The organism is Rhizobium favelukesii, from assembly GCF_000577275.2.
Classification (GTDB): domain Bacteria; phylum Pseudomonadota; class Alphaproteobacteria; order Rhizobiales; family Rhizobiaceae; genus Rhizobium; species Rhizobium favelukesii.
Genome location: NZ_HG916852.1, coordinates 2,594,508 through 2,611,662, shown reverse-complemented (window position 1 = coordinate 2,611,662; position 17,155 = coordinate 2,594,508). Strand labels below are relative to the sequence as shown.

At 60.6% G+C, this 17,155-nt stretch carries 18 protein-coding genes; 9 read left to right on the top strand and 9 right to left on the bottom strand.

Translation table 11 applies throughout. From position 1 onward, the window contains the following. Positions 1 to 157: 157 nt before the first annotated feature. Positions 158 to 1,747 (top strand): DegQ family serine endoprotease, encoded by a 1,590-nt coding sequence (locus LPU83_RS51555; RefSeq protein ID WP_024313570.1) that lies wholly within the window; start codon positions 158 to 160, stop codon positions 1,745 to 1,747. A 123-nt stretch (positions 1,748 to 1,870) separates the two neighbouring features. Here LPU83_RS51555 and LPU83_RS51550 read toward each other — a convergent pair whose 3' ends face one another. Beyond that, complete coding sequence (locus tag LPU83_RS51550) at positions 1,871 to 2,437, bottom strand: GNAT family N-acetyltransferase (RefSeq protein ID WP_024313569.1); 567 nt, start codon at positions 2,435 to 2,437, stop codon at positions 1,871 to 1,873. Then, the gene (gene serB, locus LPU83_RS51545) at positions 2,434 to 3,324 is read right to left on the bottom strand and encodes a phosphoserine phosphatase SerB (protein WP_024313568.1); all 891 of its coding nucleotides are present in this window, start codon (positions 3,322 to 3,324) and stop codon (positions 2,434 to 2,436) included. Before serB ends, LPU83_RS51550 begins: the two co-directional genes overlap by 4 nt. Between serB and miaA the strand changes: the two genes are divergently transcribed. Beyond that, positions 3,323 to 4,216 (top strand): tRNA (adenosine(37)-N6)-dimethylallyltransferase MiaA, encoded by an 894-nt coding sequence (miaA, locus tag LPU83_RS51540; protein ID WP_024313567.1) that lies wholly within the window; start codon positions 3,323 to 3,325, stop codon positions 4,214 to 4,216. The genes serB and miaA overlap by 2 nt on opposite strands. 15 nt (positions 4,217 to 4,231) lie before the next feature. Here miaA and LPU83_RS51535 read toward each other — a convergent pair whose 3' ends face one another. Next, positions 4,232 to 6,322: an ATP-binding protein gene (locus LPU83_RS51535; RefSeq protein ID WP_024313566.1), complete on the bottom strand. Its 2,091-nt coding sequence runs from the start codon at positions 6,320 to 6,322 to the stop codon at positions 4,232 to 4,234. A 346-nt stretch (positions 6,323 to 6,668) separates the two neighbouring features. Here LPU83_RS51535 and LPU83_RS51530 point away from each other — a divergent pair, with 346 nt between their 5' ends. Next, the gene (locus LPU83_RS51530; RefSeq protein ID WP_024313565.1) at positions 6,669 to 8,462 is read left to right on the top strand and encodes an acetolactate synthase 3 large subunit; all 1,794 of its coding nucleotides are present in this window, start codon (positions 6,669 to 6,671) and stop codon (positions 8,460 to 8,462) included. 25 nt (positions 8,463 to 8,487) lie between these two features. Then, entirely contained in the window at positions 8,488 to 9,060 is a 573-nt protein-coding gene (ilvN, locus tag LPU83_RS51525; RefSeq protein ID WP_024313564.1) for an acetolactate synthase small subunit, read from the top strand. A 94-nt stretch (positions 9,061 to 9,154) separates the two neighbouring features. On the opposite strand, the gene LPU83_RS51520 is transcribed toward ilvN, so the two are convergent. Beyond that, positions 9,155 to 9,943, bottom strand: coding sequence for an aldo/keto reductase (locus tag LPU83_RS51520; protein ID WP_051509106.1), 789 nt, complete (start codon positions 9,941 to 9,943; stop codon positions 9,155 to 9,157). 160 nt (positions 9,944 to 10,103) lie between these two features. Between LPU83_RS51520 and LPU83_RS51515 the strand changes: the two genes are divergently transcribed. Next, positions 10,104 to 10,697 carry a LysE family translocator gene (locus LPU83_RS51515; RefSeq protein ID WP_024313562.1) on the top strand — a complete coding sequence of 198 codons (594 nt, stop codon included), beginning with the start codon at positions 10,104 to 10,106 and terminating at the stop codon, positions 10,695 to 10,697. On the opposite strand, the gene LPU83_RS51510 is transcribed toward LPU83_RS51515, so the two are convergent. Together LPU83_RS51510 and LPU83_RS51505 are read right to left on the bottom strand one after the other, a co-directional pair. Continuing rightward, positions 10,689 to 11,165, bottom strand: a complete 477-nt coding sequence (locus tag LPU83_RS51510; protein ID WP_024313561.1) for a DUF2269 family protein — start codon at positions 11,163 to 11,165, stop codon at positions 10,689 to 10,691. The two genes, LPU83_RS51515 and LPU83_RS51510, sit on opposite strands and share 9 nt — an antisense overlap. Beyond that, complete coding sequence (locus tag LPU83_RS51505) at positions 11,165 to 12,445, bottom strand: SDR family oxidoreductase (RefSeq protein WP_024313560.1); 1,281 nt, start codon at positions 12,443 to 12,445, stop codon at positions 11,165 to 11,167. The genes LPU83_RS51510 and LPU83_RS51505 overlap by 1 nt, the downstream gene beginning before the upstream one ends. A gap of 149 nt (positions 12,446 to 12,594) precedes the next feature. Here LPU83_RS51505 and nthA point away from each other — a divergent pair, with 149 nt between their 5' ends. From nthA to LPU83_RS51490, 3 genes are read left to right on the top strand one after another with little or no spacing between them, the layout of a single operon-like run. After that, a complete protein-coding gene (gene nthA, locus LPU83_RS51500) occupies positions 12,595 to 13,170 on the top strand; it encodes a nitrile hydratase subunit alpha (protein ID WP_210363634.1) in 576 nt (191 codons plus the stop codon). Beyond that, on the top strand, positions 13,167 to 13,826 hold the full coding sequence (nthB, locus tag LPU83_RS51495; protein WP_024313558.1) for a nitrile hydratase subunit beta: 660 nt from the start codon (positions 13,167 to 13,169) through the stop codon (positions 13,824 to 13,826). The genes nthA and nthB overlap by 4 nt, the downstream gene beginning before the upstream one ends. Then, entirely contained in the window at positions 13,813 to 14,184 is a 372-nt protein-coding gene (locus LPU83_RS51490) for a nitrile hydratase accessory protein (RefSeq protein ID WP_024313557.1), read from the top strand. The genes nthB and LPU83_RS51490 overlap by 14 nt, the downstream gene beginning before the upstream one ends. 3 nt (positions 14,185 to 14,187) lie before the next feature. On the opposite strand, the gene LPU83_RS51485 is transcribed toward LPU83_RS51490, so the two are convergent. The 3 genes from LPU83_RS51485 to LPU83_RS51475 are packed head-to-tail and all read right to left on the bottom strand — an operon-like array spanning position 14,188 to position 15,873. After that, positions 14,188 to 14,970 (bottom strand): anti-sigma factor family protein, encoded by a 783-nt coding sequence (locus tag LPU83_RS51485; protein WP_024313556.1) that lies wholly within the window; start codon positions 14,968 to 14,970, stop codon positions 14,188 to 14,190. Next, complete coding sequence (locus tag LPU83_RS51480; RefSeq protein WP_024313555.1) at positions 14,967 to 15,482, bottom strand: RNA polymerase sigma factor; 516 nt, start codon at positions 15,480 to 15,482, stop codon at positions 14,967 to 14,969. The genes LPU83_RS51485 and LPU83_RS51480 overlap by 4 nt, the downstream gene beginning before the upstream one ends. Before the next feature lie 10 nt (positions 15,483 to 15,492). Beyond that, positions 15,493 to 15,873 carry a COG4315 family predicted lipoprotein gene (locus tag LPU83_RS51475; RefSeq protein WP_024313554.1) on the bottom strand — a complete coding sequence of 127 codons (381 nt, stop codon included), beginning with the start codon at positions 15,871 to 15,873 and terminating at the stop codon, positions 15,493 to 15,495. A 147-nt stretch (positions 15,874 to 16,020) separates the two neighbouring features. Here LPU83_RS51475 and LPU83_RS51470 point away from each other — a divergent pair, with 147 nt between their 5' ends. Next, positions 16,021 to 17,148 (top strand): ATP-dependent DNA helicase, encoded by a 1,128-nt coding sequence (locus LPU83_RS51470; protein ID WP_024313553.1) that lies wholly within the window; start codon positions 16,021 to 16,023, stop codon positions 17,146 to 17,148. Positions 17,149 to 17,155: the final 7 nt, after the last annotated feature.

The window sequence follows — 17,155 nt, the reverse complement described above, 5'->3', positions numbered from 1 at the left end:
GGCCGGCGGCTTTGCCGGCCCTTTTTGCGTTGCGACATGATGGTGGCGAGCGCGGCGGATAGATTGCGCGGGATTTCGCGAAAAGGTGATTTCACCCTCCATCATTCCGCCTTATGCTGGTGCTCAGAGTGCGTTTTATTTGAAATGAGGATGCTTGATGGCCCCGACGACTCGCCCGACCTTCAGACGATCGCTCGCTCTCCTGGCCGGCGCCGCACTTCTGGCTAACATTGGGTTCACAGGCGCGGTCCACGCACAGGGCACGCCGCCGATGAACGGGCCGGCATCTGTTGCCGATCTCGCCGAAGGGCTTCTCAACGCCGTCGTGAACATTTCGACGTCACAGAATGTCAAGGACGACGAGGGCGTTGGTCCGGCACCGCGCGCGCCTGACGGTTCGCCCTTCCAGGAATTCTTCAACGACTTCTTCAACAAGCAGAAGGGCAATAAGGGCGGCAACCACAACGTCAATTCGCTGGGTTCCGGATTCGTCATCGATCCGCAAGGCTACATCGTCACGAACAATCACGTGATTGAGGGGGCCGACGACATCGAAGTCAATTTCGCCGATGGCACCAAGCTGAAGGCGAAGCTGATCGGGACCGATACGAAGACCGATCTTTCTGTCCTGAAGGTCGAGCCGAAGGCACCGCTGACGGCCGTCAAATTCGGTGATTCCAGTGGGATGCGCATCGGCGACTGGGTCATGGCGATCGGCAATCCCTTCGGCTTCGGTGGGTCCGTGACCGTCGGCATCATTTCGGGACGTGGACGCAACATCAACGCCGGCCCCTACGACAATTTCATCCAGACGGATGCGGCCATCAACAAGGGCAATTCCGGTGGTCCGCTTTTCAACATGAAGGGTGAGGTTATCGGCATCAACACGGCGATCATTTCGCCGAGCGGCGGATCGATCGGTATCGGCTTCTCGGTGCCGTCGGAACTGGCGGCTGGTGTCGTTGAGCAGTTGCGCGAGTTTGGCGAGACGCGCCGCGGCTGGCTCGGCGTGCGTATCCAGCCGGTTACCGACGATGTTGCCGACAGCCTCGGCCTTTCGAGCGCCAAGGGCGCGCTGGTGGCCGGCGTCATCAAGGGCGGTCCGGTCGATGACGGCTCGATCAAGGCGGGCGATGTCATTCTGAAATTCGACGGCAAGCCGGTCAATGAGATGCGCGACCTGCCGCGCGTCGTGGCGGAAAGCCCGGTCGGCAAGGAAGTGGACGTCGTCGTACTTCGCGATGGCAAGGAGCAGACCGTGAAGGTGAAGCTCGGCCGCCTTGAAGATAGCGATCAGGCCGCCTCGAACGATGCCGATTCCAACAAGGGTGTGATCAATCCGGATCCTGATGAAAATCAGGATATGGACGAGCCCGATGACCAGCAGAGCCAGCCAATGCCGGATGGCAAGGGTAAGGCGGACCAGGCAACGCCGGATGCAACGAATCCCAAGAACGTACTCGGCCTCTCGCTTTCGGAGCTCAGCGCCGAGACGCGCAAGACCTTCGCCATTGCCGAAAGCGTTGATGGCGTGCTCGTCGCTGAGGTCGCGCCTGGCTCGCTTGCTGCTGAAAAGGGCTTGAAGCCCGGCGACGTGATCGTCGAGGTGGCGCAGGAGTTCATGCGCTCGCCGGAGGCTGTTGCCGCGAAGGTGCAGTCGCTGAAGCAGGAAGGGCGGCGCAATGCACAGATGATGATCGCGTCGGCGAATGGCGACCTGCGTTTCGTGGCGGTGCCGATGGAATAACAAGACGCGGGGTTCATCGTTTCAGGAACTACTGAACGGTCCCGTCTTCCCATGTCTGCGTCAACGACGATGGCAGACGGGGCGACGTTTTCCATAGTCTCTTGCGCGCGTCGACAATCGGCGTCAGCCGACTGCTTGCTTCCACTGGTGACGGCTAATGGCGTAGAGAACGTGGCGTTTCAGATGCGGATGCGTGTCGGGAACGCGGGGATGGTCGAAATCGCGATCCGGTTCGTGATGCAAGCCCAGTCGGCGCATGACGGCGGTGGAACGATGATTGTCCGCCACGGCGAAAGAGACGATCTCGGGGGAATTGAACTGGGTGAAGCCGAGGTGAAGTGCCGCCGCTCCCGCTTCCGTCGCATATCCCTTGCCCCAATGCCGCTTCACAAGACGCCAGCCGACCTCGATCGTGCCGGCCGCAAGGAACGGTTCGAGTTCGGGTTTCCAGAGGCCGCAAAAGCCGATCGGCTCATCGGTTTCCTTCAGGGCGATGGCGTAGAAGCCAAGCCCTGTAGTCGCAATGGCATCGCGAATATTGTCCAGCATCCAATCTGCTTCAGCGCGGTCGCGACGAAAGGCGAAGAATTCCATCACTTCAGGATCGGAATTGATCTCGTGGAAAAGCGGCCGATCCTCGTCGGTCCAATTGCGCAGAAGCAGGCGATCCGTCGTCGCGATCACTGTCATGATGACACGAAATCCGTTTTCCGATAGCCTTGGATATAGAGCAGCGCCGTCAAGTCCGCGTGGTTGATCTGCATCTTCGCTTCTGCGGCAACGGTTGGCTTGGCGTGTAGTGCGACGCCTGAGCCTGCCAGATGCAGCATGCCGAGGTCGTTTGCCCCATCGCCAACGGCGATCGCTTCTTCTGGCGAAATTCCGAGCTTTTCTGCAATGTCGTTCAGTGCATCGACTTTCGCTTGCTTGCCAAGGATGGGTTCAACGACGAAGCCGGAGAGGAGGCCGTTCTCTGCTAGAAGAACGTTCGCGCGGTTTTCATCGAAGCCGAGCGTCTTCGCGATGGGGCCGGTGAAAACGGTGAAGCCGCCAGAGACTAGCGCCGTATAGTGTCCCTTCGATTTCATCGTGGCGATCAGTTCCGGACCGCCTGACGTCAGCGTGATGCGCTTGGCAATGACCTCGTTCACGACGGAAACCGGCAGCCCTTTCAAAAGTGCGACGCGCTCGCGAAGGGCTGGCTCGAAGGCGATCTCGCCGTTCATTGCACGAGCGGTAATGGCGGCCACTTTTTCTTTTAGCCCGACTTCGGCGGCGAGTTCGTCGATACATTCCTGGCCGATCATGGTGGAGTCCATGTCGGCGATCAGAAGCCGCTTACGGCGTGTCTCGGCATTCTGGATGACGAGGTCTATGGCTGCGCTGCCGATGACAGCGAGAATGTTGGCTCGAGCGGCTTCAATATCCGTCCCGTCTCTCAGCGCGATATCGCAAGCGATTCCGTCAGCAAGCCAGTAGAGGCCGGAAGCATTCGCCGCGTCGAATGCCTGCTCGGCAATCAGAGGCGTGAGAACAGGATTTGACGGATTGGCAACAAGCGTGGCAACGAGGGCCATGATGGAAAACCTTCTGAGCGCGGTGAACGCGATCCTGATAACCGGGCCGACCGCCAGCGGCAAGTCCGCCTTGGCCGTTGAGCTGGCGAAACAGCACGACGGCGTCGTCGTCAACGCCGATAGCATGCAGGTCTATGACACGCTGCGTGTGTTGACGGCGCGACCTTCAGACGAGGACATGCAAGGCGTGCCGCATCACCTCTACGGTCACGTCCCGGCGAGTCGAGCCTATTCGACGGGCGCCTGGCTGCGGGATGTCACGGATCTTCTGCAGCGCCTGCGCGCCGATGGCCGCAAACCGATCTTTGTGGGCGGAACGGGTCTCTACTTCAAGGCGCTGACCGGCGGGCTTTCGGATATGCCGGTGATACCGGACGCGTTGCGCAACAGGCTCCGTTCCCTCTTGCAGTCGGAAGGGCCAGAGGAACTCTATCGACAACTGCAAGCGCGCGATCCATTGGTCGCCGACAGTCTGCGCCCACAGGATGGGCAGCGGATCGTAAGGGCGCTGGAAATTCTTGAGGCGACTGGTCGATCGATCGTCGATTTCCAGGCGCAGGCAGGCCCTGTGATCGTCGATCCTTCGACGTCTCGCAGGATCGTCGTGGAGCCGGAGCGAGCTGTCCTTCATCAGCGGATCAACGGCCGGTTCGAGAAGATGCTGGAGCAGGGGGCCGCGGACGAGGTGAGGGCGCTATTCGCCCTTTCGCTGTCGCCCGATATGCCCGTGATGAAGGCTATCGGCGTCTCGCAGATTGCGGCGATGTTGAGAGGCGAGCTTACGCGCGATGAAGTGCTGGAGCGGGGTGCAGCGGCGACGCGACAATACGCCAAGCGGCAAATGACTTGGTTTCGCAACCAGATGGACGAAAGCTGGGAGCGCCTACGGTAGAAACCGCCTGCGGCACTAGTCCTTGTTATTTATGCTGCTGAGAGGCTTTTTCAGTATGCTGTCACGAAGGGACATGCCGGGTTCGCGGCGAATGCTTCCCGCGACGGTTGGCTTGTCGCCTTGTCCCGGCGACGTTTCTCCACGGATTTCGCGTCTCAGGGCTTCGAGGCGACTGTCGATAGACGTTTGCGGTGCCGCGACAGTTGCGCGTGGTGCGGCGGCTACAGGCTCGCGTTGCGAGCCCGCACCCGGCAGCATATCGCGGCGGTAGGGCTCGAATGGGGCAAGTGGCGGCGTTGCCGGTAAGGGGGCCGCCGTTGGCACCGATGGGTAGGAGGGGGACACTGCCGGCTCGTCGAAGTCGTCACCATAGTCGTCTTCGTCCTCATAGGGACCGCTCGGGATCGCGGATGAATAGCTCTGCTGGAACGCCGAAATATCGGGACCGCTCACGGCGCGCATGCGCGTCACGATCTTGCGCAGGTCGACGTTGTCAGGATCCTCTTCGCTTACCTTCACGTTGGCGCCGTTGGCCTTGGGCAGGTAGCGTTCGTCGACGCGCGAGAAGCGCATTCGCATCGGAACGCTGATTGCTTCGCCGAAGGCGATCGCCTCACCGTTGCCGATCGAGGAAATGAAACTTGTCGTGGAGATGGATGAGTTCGGAATGGCCGAGCGAATGATCTCCTGGTCGCGATCATTGGCGAGGCGCATGGCAAAGAGCGTCGAGCACTGCGATAGGATCGTCTGGTCGAGTTCGCCGGGGCGCTGGGTGATGATCCCCAGCGATACGCCGTACTTGCGGCCCTCCTTGGCGATGCGGGCGATTGCCTGCCTCGTTGGGACGAAGCCGAGAGTCGGGTCGGAGGGAATGTAACGGTGCGCCTCTTCGCAGACGACGAGCATGTGGATGGCGCCGTCACTCCATAGAGCGATTTCAAAAGCCATGCGGCAGAGGACTGACGCAACGGAATTCACGACTTCGGACGGAATGCCTGACAGCTGGAAAGTGCAGATCGGCCTGCTGTCACCGGGGATGCGGAATATCTCCGCCACCGTCTCCATGATCGTGTCGCTGATCGTATTGCTGGAGAACATGAAGTGGTAGCGTGGGTCGTTGATGGCGGCGAGGACGCGCATCTTCAACGATCGCAGAAGAGGCTTTTCGCTGCGGCCTTCTAGCCTGCCGATGCGCTCATCGATCAGTGCGAGCAGATCGGCCATGCGGTAGGGCACGGGCGTATCGGCGGTAATAGAGCTCTTCTCGGTCGTCCGTCGCACGAGGGAGCTGTCGCTGCCCCGGAAAGCACGCTTTGCCTCCGGCAACAGGTCCCGCAGGATATCGACCTCCTCGGGAATGGGAGTTCGGCCTCTAAAGACGACCTCCGCGAACTCCTCCAGCTTCATCAGCCAGAACGGCAGATCGAGTGTGTCGGTGTCGATGACCACGGAGTGCTTCGGGAAGGCGGCGGCAAATTCGTTGTGCGGGTCGAGGATCAGGACGCGCAGCTTCGGGTCGGCCTCGATCGCCTTGTGCAAAAGCAGCGAGACGGCCGTCGACTTGCCGACGCCGGTCGAACCGACGATGGCGAAGTGCTTGGACAGCATCGAAGGGATATGGAGGGCGGCATCAATGCTCTCGTCCTGGGTGAGCTTGCCGATGACAGCCGTTGTTCCGCTGCCGGCATCATAGATGCGCATCAAGTCGGCCGAGCGAATGCGGTGTGCGACGGCGCCGAGGTAGGGATAGCGCGAGATGCCGGTGGAGAACTGCTCGCGGCCATCCCCGTCGACGCGGACTTCGCCGAGCAGTTCGGTTTCGATCTGGAAATAGTTGTCTTCGCCTTCACCCCAGCTGTGGCTGCCGGTGTTCATGGCGTAGACGAGGGCGACCACACGGTTCAGACCGACGCTGATGGAAATAAGCCTGCCGACCGACCACAGTTCTGCCAGCTCTGTGCCGCCGGCTTCGGCGACGGCGGCGATTGTGGCGCGAGAGCCGCTACACGCAACAACGCGACCAAGAAGCCGGTTGCCCGGGGTCTGGTCATCGCGGCGGTCATGCTCGCCTTCCTTGCCTGACGTGTGCAAGTCCTTGTTCAGCAAAGGGCTACTCCCTGCGGTAGCAAAGAAGGATATGAGCGAACGTTTAAGAAAGTCTTTTTGCGACAGGCGGGCCGTTCGCGCACACATTCGGCTGGTACGATGCTGCTCGATTTTTTATTGCGGCATGCGTTGACGATGCGAAATTTTCTGTCTATCACTTCGGCCCATGAAAATCGCAGTAGCTCTTATCGTGGTGGGAAGGCGCATGGGCAGGATGGTGTAACCATCCGGCGATAGCCACCCATGCGCTAGATGACAGGCTCCCTCAGGGGCCTTTTTTTATGTCCGAAATTCGGGCTTCCGGACCACAAAACTCAAATCCCAGCAGTCAAAACGGAAAAGAAACATGACGGGCACGGACAATCAGGCAGCAGGCAATCGGATGACGGGAGCGGAGATCGTCCTCCAGGCGCTGAAGGACAACGGCGTCGAGCACATCTTCGGCTATCCGGGCGGCGCTGTGCTGCCGATTTACGACGAGATCTTCCAGCAGGACGATATCAAGCATATCCTCGTTCGCCACGAACAGGGTGCCGGCCATGCCGCCGAAGGCTACGCTCGCTCCACCGGCAAGGTCGGTGTCATGCTCGTTACGTCGGGCCCTGGTGCGACGAATGCCGTCACCCCGCTGCAGGACGCGCTGATGGATTCGATCCCGCTCGTCTGCCTGACGGGCCAGGTTCCGACCTCGCTGATCGGCTCGGATGCGTTCCAGGAGTGCGATACGGTCGGCATCACGCGCCCTTGCACCAAGCACAACTGGCTGGTCAAGGACGTCAACGAGCTGGCTGCCATCATCCATGAAGCGTTCCGCATCGCCCAGTCCGGCCGTCCCGGTCCAGTTGTCGTCGATATTCCGAAGGACGTGCAGTTTGCGACCGGCACCTATACGCCGCCCGCAGCACACGCGATCCAGAAAAGCTATCAGCCGAAGGTCCAGGGCGATCTCAATCAGATCCAGGCGGCTGTCGAACTGATGGCGAATGCGAAGCGCCCGGTCGTCTATAGCGGCGGCGGCGTTGTCAATTCCGGCCCCGAGGCCACCAAGCTGCTGCGTGAACTGGTCGAGCTGACGGACTTCCCGATCACCTCGACGCTGATGGGCCTCGGCGCCTATCCGGCTTCCGGCAAGAACTGGCTGAAGATGCTCGGCATGCACGGCTCCTACGAGGCGAACATGGCGATGCACGACTGCGACGTCATGGTCTGCATCGGCGCACGCTTCGACGACCGCATTACCGGTCGTCTCAATGCCTTCTCTCCGAACTCGAAGAAGATTCACATTGATATCGATCCTTCGTCGATCAACAAGAACGTTCGCGTCGATATCCCGATCCGTGGCGATGTCGGCAACGTTCTGGAAGATATGGTTCGCCTGTGGCGGGCGCTGCCGAAGAAGCCGGAGAAGAGCCAGATCGCCGATTGGTGGGCCGATATCACCCGCTGGCGCGCGCGTAACTCCTTTGCCTACACCAAGAGCAACGACGTCATCATGCCGCAATACGCACTGGAACGTCTCTATGCGTTGACCAAGGATCGCGATACCTACATCACAACCGAAGTCGGTCAGCACCAGATGTGGGCGGCACAATTCTATGGGTTCGAGAAGCCCAACCGCTGGATGACCTCGGGCGGCCTCGGCACGATGGGCTACGGTCTGCCGGCGGCACTCGGCGTACAGATCGCGCATCCGGAAAGCCTCGTCATCGATATCGCCGGCGATGCCTCGATCCAGATGTGCATCCAGGAAATGTCGGCGGCGATTCAGCACAATGCGCCGATCAAGATCTTCATCATGAACAACCAGTACATGGGCATGGTCCGCCAGTGGCAGCAGCTGCTGCATGGCAACCGCCTGTCCAACTCCTATACAGAGGCGATGCCCGACTTCGTCAAGCTGGCGGAAGCTTATGGTGCCGTCGGCCTGCGTTGCGAGAAGCCTGCTGATCTCGATGCGACGATCCAGGAAATGATTGATGTGAAGAAGCCGGTCATTTTCGATTGCCGCGTTGCCAATCTCGCTAACTGCTTCCCGATGATTCCGTCGGGCAAGGCGCATAACGAGATGCTGCTGCCGGACGAGGCGACTGACGAAGCCGTTGCCAATGCCATCGACGCCAAGGGCCGAGCGCTCGTCTGATTTCCGGGAAAAGGAACCCAAGACCATGAATGCACATCTACAACCGACGGGCTCGGCCTACTTCATTTCACCGGAAACGGCGGCAGCCGAAAGCCACACGCTTTCAATCCTCGTCGACAACGAGCCGGGCGTCCTTGCTCGCGTCATCGGCCTGTTCTCCGGCCGCGGCTACAATATCGAGAGCCTGACGGTTTCCGAGACTGAGCATCAGGCGCATCTGTCGCGAATTACCATTGTGACGCGCGGCACGCCCCACGTCCTCGAGCAGATCAAGGCCCAGCTCGAGCGCATCGTGCCTGTTCACCGCGTGGTCGACCTGACAGTGCGCGCCCGCGAACTGGGTCAGGAACGGCCGATCGAGCGCGAAGTGGCGCTGATCAAGGTGGTGGGCGAGGGCGAAACCCGTGCCGAGACGCTCCGTCTGGCCGATGCCTTTCATGCCAAGGTGGTCGATGCGACCGTCGAACACTTCATCCTGGAGCTGACCGGCAAGTCATCGAAGATCGACCAGTTCGTGGCGATCGTGAAGCCGCTCGGCCTCATCGAAGTCTGCCGCACCGGCATTGCAGCGATGAACCGCGGCTCGCAGGGTATGTAAGTCACCGTGCAGTGATATCTAAGGCCGTTGGCGATCAGAGCATTTCCAGCGGCTTTTTTCTTGCCGGAGGCGGGAAAGCGGCATCAAGAGCTGCCTAATCCTCGTCGGTTATATCGAGCGAAACGGCATCGCGGTTTTCGGCTGCGCGGGCAGCGCTCGACGTCTTCGGGATAACCATCACATCGTCGCGCTCCAGCAGGAAGGCAAGCGCCACCTGCGCCGGCGTTGCCTGGTAGGCCTTGGCGACGCGGATTAGTTCCGGATGATGCAGGATCCGCCCCTGTTCGATCGGCGAGTAGGCCATAACCGGGATTTGGCGCTCCTGGCACCAAGGCAGCAGATCGTATTCGATGCCGCGGCGCGACAGGTTGTAGAGCACCTGATTGGCCGCGACATTGCGGCCGCCCGGAACTCCGAGCAATTCCTTCATGTCGTCCTCGTCGAAGTTGGAAACGCCCCAGGCGCCGATCTTGCCTGATGCCTTCAGTTCTTCGAATGCTTCGACGGTTTCCGACAGCGGCTGGTCGCCACGCCAGTGCAGCAGATAGAGGTCGATCCGATCTGTGCCGAGACGCGAGAGGCTGTGTTCGCAGGCACCAATCGTTCCCGATCGGCTGGCGTTCCAGGGATACACTTTGCTGACGAGAAAGACTTCCTCGCGGCGACCGCGGATCGCTTCGCCGACGATCCTCTCCGCGCCACCGTCGGCGTACATTTCCGCTGTATCAATCAGGGTCATGCCGAGGTCGAGGCCGGCCCGCAGGCTCTCCATCTCGCTCTTCGCCTCGGAAGGTTTCTCGCCCATGTTCCAGGTTCCCTGGCCAAGTGCCGGGACTTCGATACCGTTCGGGAAGCGGATAACCGGGATGGCGGCGTCTTGCATGATGGTCGTTCCGTTTTCGATGAAGGTTGGACGGCCCGGCAATCTTTCAACCAATCCTGTCACCATGACAATGATTACGTGGAATGACGAATTTAGGTCAGTTATACTGACCTAAATCAAATTGAGCTCGCCAACCAACCGCGGGCCTCCGGGAGGTCTCATGCCGCTGGATACATTTCTGGCTCTTGTTCTGTTTGCCTTCACGACATCGGTCACGCCAGGCCCCAACAACATGATGCTGTTCGCATCCGGCGTGAACTTCGGTTTCCGCCGCACCGTTCCACATATGCTGGGCATCGGGGCAGGTTTTTTCTCTCTGCTGATCGGCGTAGGATTCGGACTTGGGGCACTGCTGCATACGGTGCCGGCGCTCTATACGGCGCTGAAGTTTGCCGGTGGCGCTTATCTTGCCTGGATCGCCTGGAAGATCGCGACATCGCGTACTCTTGGCGAAGGCAAAAGCGGCGTGGAGCCGATGTCGTTCCTGTCGGCGGCAGCCTTCCAGTGGGTCAATCCCAAGGCATGGGTCATGGCGGTGACCGCGATGACGACCTATACGATCCCGGACATCTATCTCGCGAGCGTCCTGATCGTCGGCTTCGCCTTCGCGCTGGTCAACGTTCCGAGCGTGTCGACTTGGGCAGGGTTCGGCTCGGCCCTGCGCGATTGGCTGTCGGATCCTGTACGGCTCAAATGGTTCAACATCACGATGGCCGTATTGTTGGTGCTCAGCCTCTGGCCAATGCTAAAATAGTGCGATCGTCGGTTTGTTGAGCATTAGCCACAGGATGCCGATCACTGCGAAGAACGCCGGAAATCCAAAGGTAAACCAGATGCGATAAAGCCGGAAATAAGCCGCGGGTAACTCTGTTCGCTCCGCGATGGCCGCGCGGGCAAGATTTCGGATACGGATTTGAATACCCACGACCGGTAGCCAGAAAAGGCCGGTAAAGACGTAGAGAAGCAATGAAAGGGCGATCCAGCCCTCCGTCAGTTCCCAGCCCATCAGTCTCGCCAGTAGATAGCCTGTCACCGGTTGGAGAACTGAGGCTGTCGCCGTGAACAGCGCATCGGCGATGACGACGGTTCCTGCGACATGAGCGATCAGCTTCGGATCCCGCGTCCTGTGTGCAAGCACCATGAAGAAAGCGATGCCGGCGCCCGTGCCAAACAGGACGGTCGCGCCGATCACGTGTGCCAGCAGCAGCAACTGTTCGAGCATCATCTTTCATCCAGAATGGCGAGGGTGGCCAGCGTCAGCACGAGCGACGGCAGGACTTTGACCAAAGGTCCAAGCGGATCGAGCCACAGGGAAGGTTCGACGATAGTGGCACCAGCAAGATAGGCCAGCGATACCAACATCATGCCGTGCATGGCTCGGCGGGCGAGTGGCCGGACGAGGACAGCCGCACCGAGCAGCATATCGATCAGGCAGGTGAGGACGGTCAGCGACGTGGCAGGGCCTGCCTGCAGCAGGGGTAGGAAATGTGTGGCAGCACGTTGAACATCAAGCAGCGGCAGAAAACCCGACAGCAGCCAGAAGATCGACAGAGTGCCAATCATCAGCGGCTTCAGGAGATAGAGCCTGGCAAACCAAAGATCCTGCACGCCGACCGGGTTCATGCGCAGGATGTCCCGCGCCGACGCTGTAGCAATACCAGGGTCACTGCCGGCGCTTGGTTGGATGCCTTCAGCCATGACGGCCATGGCTGTGGAGCGCAAGGGTGAACGCCATCCAAGGCGACCGGCAGCGTCTGCGAGCCAGGTGACCGGCCTTGAAGCGATGGCGGGCAGGCAAACCACATTTGCGTGCGGCAAACCCAGCCATTGCCGGTGGAGGGTGACGAGTTTGGCGAGCGTCAATTGCTCGGTCGATGCGAGATCCGCGTCAGCGCCGGATGGGAACTGTCCCGCCACAGCGCTGCTTACCGCCGCCGCGACGTCATCAAGCGCGACTGCTGCAATCGGACTTGCTGCATGAACTAGCGGGATGCTGAAGGGCAGGGCAGCGAGGGCGCGCAGCAGGGCCGAACCACCATGGGCGTTGCGGCCGAGGACGAGGGCCGCGCGCAGGATGACATGAGGCAGGCCACTTGCCGCGAGCGCTTCGTCAGCCTGACGTTTCGTTGTCAGGAACGGTCGGTCGCCGGCGGCGCCGTTGGTCCGTGCGGATATCTGCACAATGAGAGGGCGCGCTTGCTGTGCGGCGGCGTAGAGCGCCAGCATTGCCTTGTGTTGTGTCGCCGCCAGGTCGTCGGCAAGGCCGTCCTGCAGAGCGCCGGCACAATTGACGACGGCGTCATGACCTTCAATGATGGCGCTCCAATCTTCTGCGCGCAGCATTTTCGACAGATCAGCGGCTATCCACTTGATATCTGGCAATTTCAGGCGCGCGCGCGATGGGTTGCGTCCGAGGCCGGTCACACGATGCCCATCCGCCAGCAGGCGGGCTGCTGTCGCCGAACCGATAAAGCCTGTCGCACCGAGAATCAGGATGTTCATGGCATCGAACTTAACCGAAAAGTTGCATCGGCATAGAATGTCTTGGCGAGACCCAAGCAAGAGCCTAAAGATAGCCGCAGATTGGCGGAGGAGGATATCTCGTGCACGACGACGATCACCATCACGACCACGATAACCGCTACACCGACATGCATGCGCGGGTGAAGGCGCTTGAGACGGTCCTGACGGAGAAGGGGCTGATCGATCCGGCGGCTATCGATGCGATCGTGGAGACCTACGAGACGAAAGTCGGCCCGCGCAACGGGGCGCGCGTCGTTGCCAGGGCCTGGAGCGATCCTGAATTTGCCGAGGGGTTGCGGCGTGATGCGACGACCGCCATCGCGAGCCTCGGCTATACCGGCCGTCAGGGTGAGCATATGCGCGCGGTGTTCAACACCGCCGATACGCACAATCTCGTCGTCTGCACGCTTTGCTCCTGTTATCCGTGGTCCGTGCTTGGCCTGCCGCCGGTCTGGTACAAGGCCCCCGCCTATCGCTCGCGGGCGGTCATCGATCCGCGCGGCGTGCTGGCTGAATTCGGCGTGATGTTGCCGGAGAATAAGAAGATCCGCGTTTGGGATTCGACTGCGGAGCTGCGTTATCTGGTCATTCCCGAGCGACCGGAAGGCACAGAAGGGTGGAGCGAGGAGCAGCTTGCCGGTCTCGTCAGCCGCGACGCGATGATCGGGACGGGTCTCGCGGCTGTGGCGGGAGTTGCGCCATGAACGGCCCTCACGACCTTGGCGGTCAGATGGGCTTCGGCCCAGTCGCGCCCGAGAAGAACGAGCCGTATTTCCATGCGCAGTGGGAGAAACGGGCGCTTGGACTTACGCTTTCCAGCGGTGCGTTTGGCGCCTGGAATATCGACGAGAGCCGGCATGCCCGCGAAAGCATCCCGCCAGCGAATTATCTTGGCGCGAGCTACTACGAGATCTGGATGCGGGCGCTTGAGGTGCTGCTGCAGCGCCATGGCTTCGTGACGGCCGACGAGATCGATGCCGGCCACAAGCAGACGGACGGAGCGACGCCGAAGCGCGTCCTCAAGGCAGACATGGTCGCGGGCGTGATCGCCAAGGGCGGTCCTTGTGACCGACCGGTGGCGATCCCGCCCCGCTTCTCAGAAGGTGACAGGGTCCGAACCAGAAATTTCAGCCCGACGACACATACGCGGCTGCCGCGCTATGCCCGTTCAAAATCCGGTGTGGTGGAAGCGATTCAGGGCTCCTTTGTCTTTCCTGACGACAACGCGCACGGGAAAGGCGAGAATCCACAATGGGTCTATACGGTCGTGTTCGGTGGCGGCGAGATCTGGGGCGAAGGCGCCGATCCGACCCTCAGCGTGTCGATCGATGCCTGGGAGAACTATCTTGAGCCAGTGTGAGATGCGCTCGCCGCTGGCGCAATCGCCGCAACTGCCCAAATCGTCCGATGGCGAGCCGGTTTTTGCTGAGCCATGGGCTGCGGAAGCCTTTGCTATGACGGTGCATCTGCACGAGCAAGGCATCTTTACCTGGGGCGAGTGGGCGGAGACCCTGTCCCGGGAGTTGCACCAACCCGGCCGCGCCGAGGACGGCGGCGACTACTTCGATTGCTGGGTGGCCGCGCTTTCTGCGATCCTCGTCAAACTCGGCGTCGCTGACGCCGACATGATCCTCGATCTGCAGAAAAGCTGGCAGCGGGCGGCGGAGGCGACGCCGCATGGCAAGCCGATCGAGCTTGCCAATGATCCGCTGCACTGAAGATCAGGACGGAAACTGCCTGTAGCATTCCTCCGTGACCTTTCTCAGTACATCGCGCGAGACCTCGCCGGTCACGGCATAGCCGAGTTCGCCATCGATCCAATAAAAGGTTTCGACATTGCCGGATGAGGCAAAGCGGAAACTGGTCGATCTGTTATCCGCGTTGCGCCCGACGAGTACCGTCAGGCGTTCGCCTGCCTGATCCTCGTACATGAACATCGCACCCGGGCTGCCGTCGACGGGCAACAGGCGACCGCCGACCAGCTTGAAGCCGAGTTCCTGCAGGTTCGGAACCTTGAGGTCCTGAACGGCTAGCCGCTTGCCGAGCCAGGTAGCGAGGTGAGCCTCCTCATTGGCAAAGACCTCGACGGGATGACGGACTTCACCGGCGTAAACCAGGAAGGCGTTGCGGGCTTCATTGGGAAGCGTTTCGAGTTCCGTCAGTTGCAGATTCGGCTTTTCAAACAGCGCCGGGCCGTAGTGGCCGCTCAGAGCCCCAAGACCAAAAATGCCGGCGATTGCGGCTGTCATGGCCAATCGTTTCGGCCAGCTTGCGCGCTTACTACGGCCCGTGACAAGCTCAATGTCCGTATCCCTGGACATTTCGTAGCTTGCAAAAAGCGATCGGATCTCGGCATTTTGTGCCGTCCATTCCGCCACTCTGGCGGCATCGTCCGGATTGTCACTGAGCCACGCCTCGATGCGCGCCCGTGCTTGTTCGGGAAGCTGCCCGTCGGCGTAGGCATGAAGATCCGCTTCGGTCACGGTCTGGTTGATCTCATTCATTTCGGTCTCCGAAGCGTAATGACATTGTCAGCCTTCATGCGCTCTCCTATCCGTTGGCGTGCGCGTGACAGACGCGACATAACGGTGCCGATCGGGATATCGAGCGCGGTTGCAACCTCCTGATAGGTATAGCCTTCGATGACGACCAGCATCAGCACCGAGCGGTTCTCCTCGGAAAGACTGTTCACGGCGTCCTCCAGCCGCGAACGTTCCAACGGATCTGGGGCTGGATCCACCGACACGATGTCCTCGGCGCTGTCGAGTTCCACGAATGGCGCGCCACCGGTCTGGCGGTAACTGTTGCGATAGAGGTTCGTCATGATCGTCAGCACCCAGCCGCGCAGGTTCAACCCCCGCCACTGCCCGCGGCGGGCGAACACCTTCTCGACGCAGTCCTGCAGCAAGTCCTCGCCGTCCGCATCGGAGCGGGTGAGGCTCCGCGAGTAACGCCTCAGCGAGGGAAGGAGGGCCAGGATCTGGCCCTCGAACGTGTCGTGACCTGGTGTCTTCAAGTCGGTTCGCTCACGGCTTGACGAGATCCCAGTTGCCGCCGACGCCGTCACCGGTGATATCGCCCATCTTCTTATCTTTCACCCAGAAATAGAGCGGCATGCCGTCCTTGGCCCACTGCTTGCTGCCGTCTTTTCGTTCGACAATCGAATATGCACCCTCAGGCTTCGCACCGCTAGCGGCCATCAGCGGCGGCCAGTTCTTGGCGCAGTCGTCGTAGCAATTGGAAACGCCCATCTTGTCCTTCTTGAACGTGTAGAGAGTCATGCCGTTTTCGCCGGCAAGAACCTCGCCCTTGGTGGACTTTACGGCCTTGACGGGCGGGGCCGCAAATGCGGACGTTGTGGCGGCGGATGCAATGGCAAATGCGATCAGCATCGTTGCGGATTTCATGGGCTCTCTCCTCACGTGTTGGGCACGCTTGATTGCGTTGCCAGACATGAGACACGATCGGCGCCGGTTTTATTCCCATGCGATCCTCAATCCGCTCGGATTTTCAGGGTTGCCTATCCCCGGCGAATCCTGCCAAGTCGATCCACGATGCAATTTGCTCCGCAACAAGATGAAGCCCTGAAGGCCGTTTCTAAATGGCTGAAGGAAGGGCGGTCTCCGCTTTTCCGCCTGTTTGGCTATGCCGGCACGGGCAAGACCACACTTGCGCGCCACTTCGCGGAGCACGTCGATGGTGAAGTGCTGTTTGCCGCGTTTACGGGCAAGGCGGCGCAGGTGCTGCGGTCGCGGGGTGCCAGCAATGCGAAGACGATCCACTCGCTGATCTATCGTCCGCGCGGCGAGGAAGCCGTCGAGGACGAGGAGACGGGCAAGACCTCCATCGCTCCGATGTTTTCTATCAACCGGCAGAGTCCGGTGGCCAAGGCCGCCCTCATCGTGGTCGACGAATGCTCGATGGTGGACGAGGCGCTCGGCCGGGACCTGATGAGCTTCGGCACCCCGATCCTGGTGCTCGGTGACCCGGGGCAGTTGCCTCCCGTTTCCGGCGGCGGGTTCTTCACAAATCAGGAGCCGGACTATCTGTTGACGGATATTCACCGCCAGGCTCGCGACAATCCGATCATCCAGCTCGCTATGCAGGTGCGTGAGGGCAACGAAGTTAGTTACGGCGACTATGGCACTGCGCAGGTCATCTCAAAAGGCGACGTGAACCAGTCGCTGGTGCTTGACGCCGATCAGGTGCTCGTCGGTACCAACAGAACGCGACGTCGGTACAATCAGCGCCTTCGCGAGTTGAAGGGCTTTAATACCGAATACCCGCAAACGGGCGACAAGCTGGTCTGTCTGCGCAACGATCCGGCAAAGGGCTTGCTCAACGGCTCGCTCTGGCAGGTCATGACGTCGTCCAAGGAGACGACAAAGCCTGGCATCAACCTGTTGATCCGGCCTGAAGACGACGACATGGATCGCGGCGCGGCGAAGGTCAAACTGCTGAAGCAGGCTTTCGAGGACGTCGAGGGTGAAATCCCTTGGAACACGCGCAAGCGCTATGACGAATTCGATTATGGATATGCGCTGACGGTTCACAAAGCGCAGGGCTCGCAGTGGAACAACGTCGTGCTGTTCGATGAAAGCTGGGCGTTCCGCGACACGCGCGAGCGGTGGCTCTACACCGCAATAACGCGCGCAGCGGAGACGCTGACGATCGTGCGTTAAGGCTTGC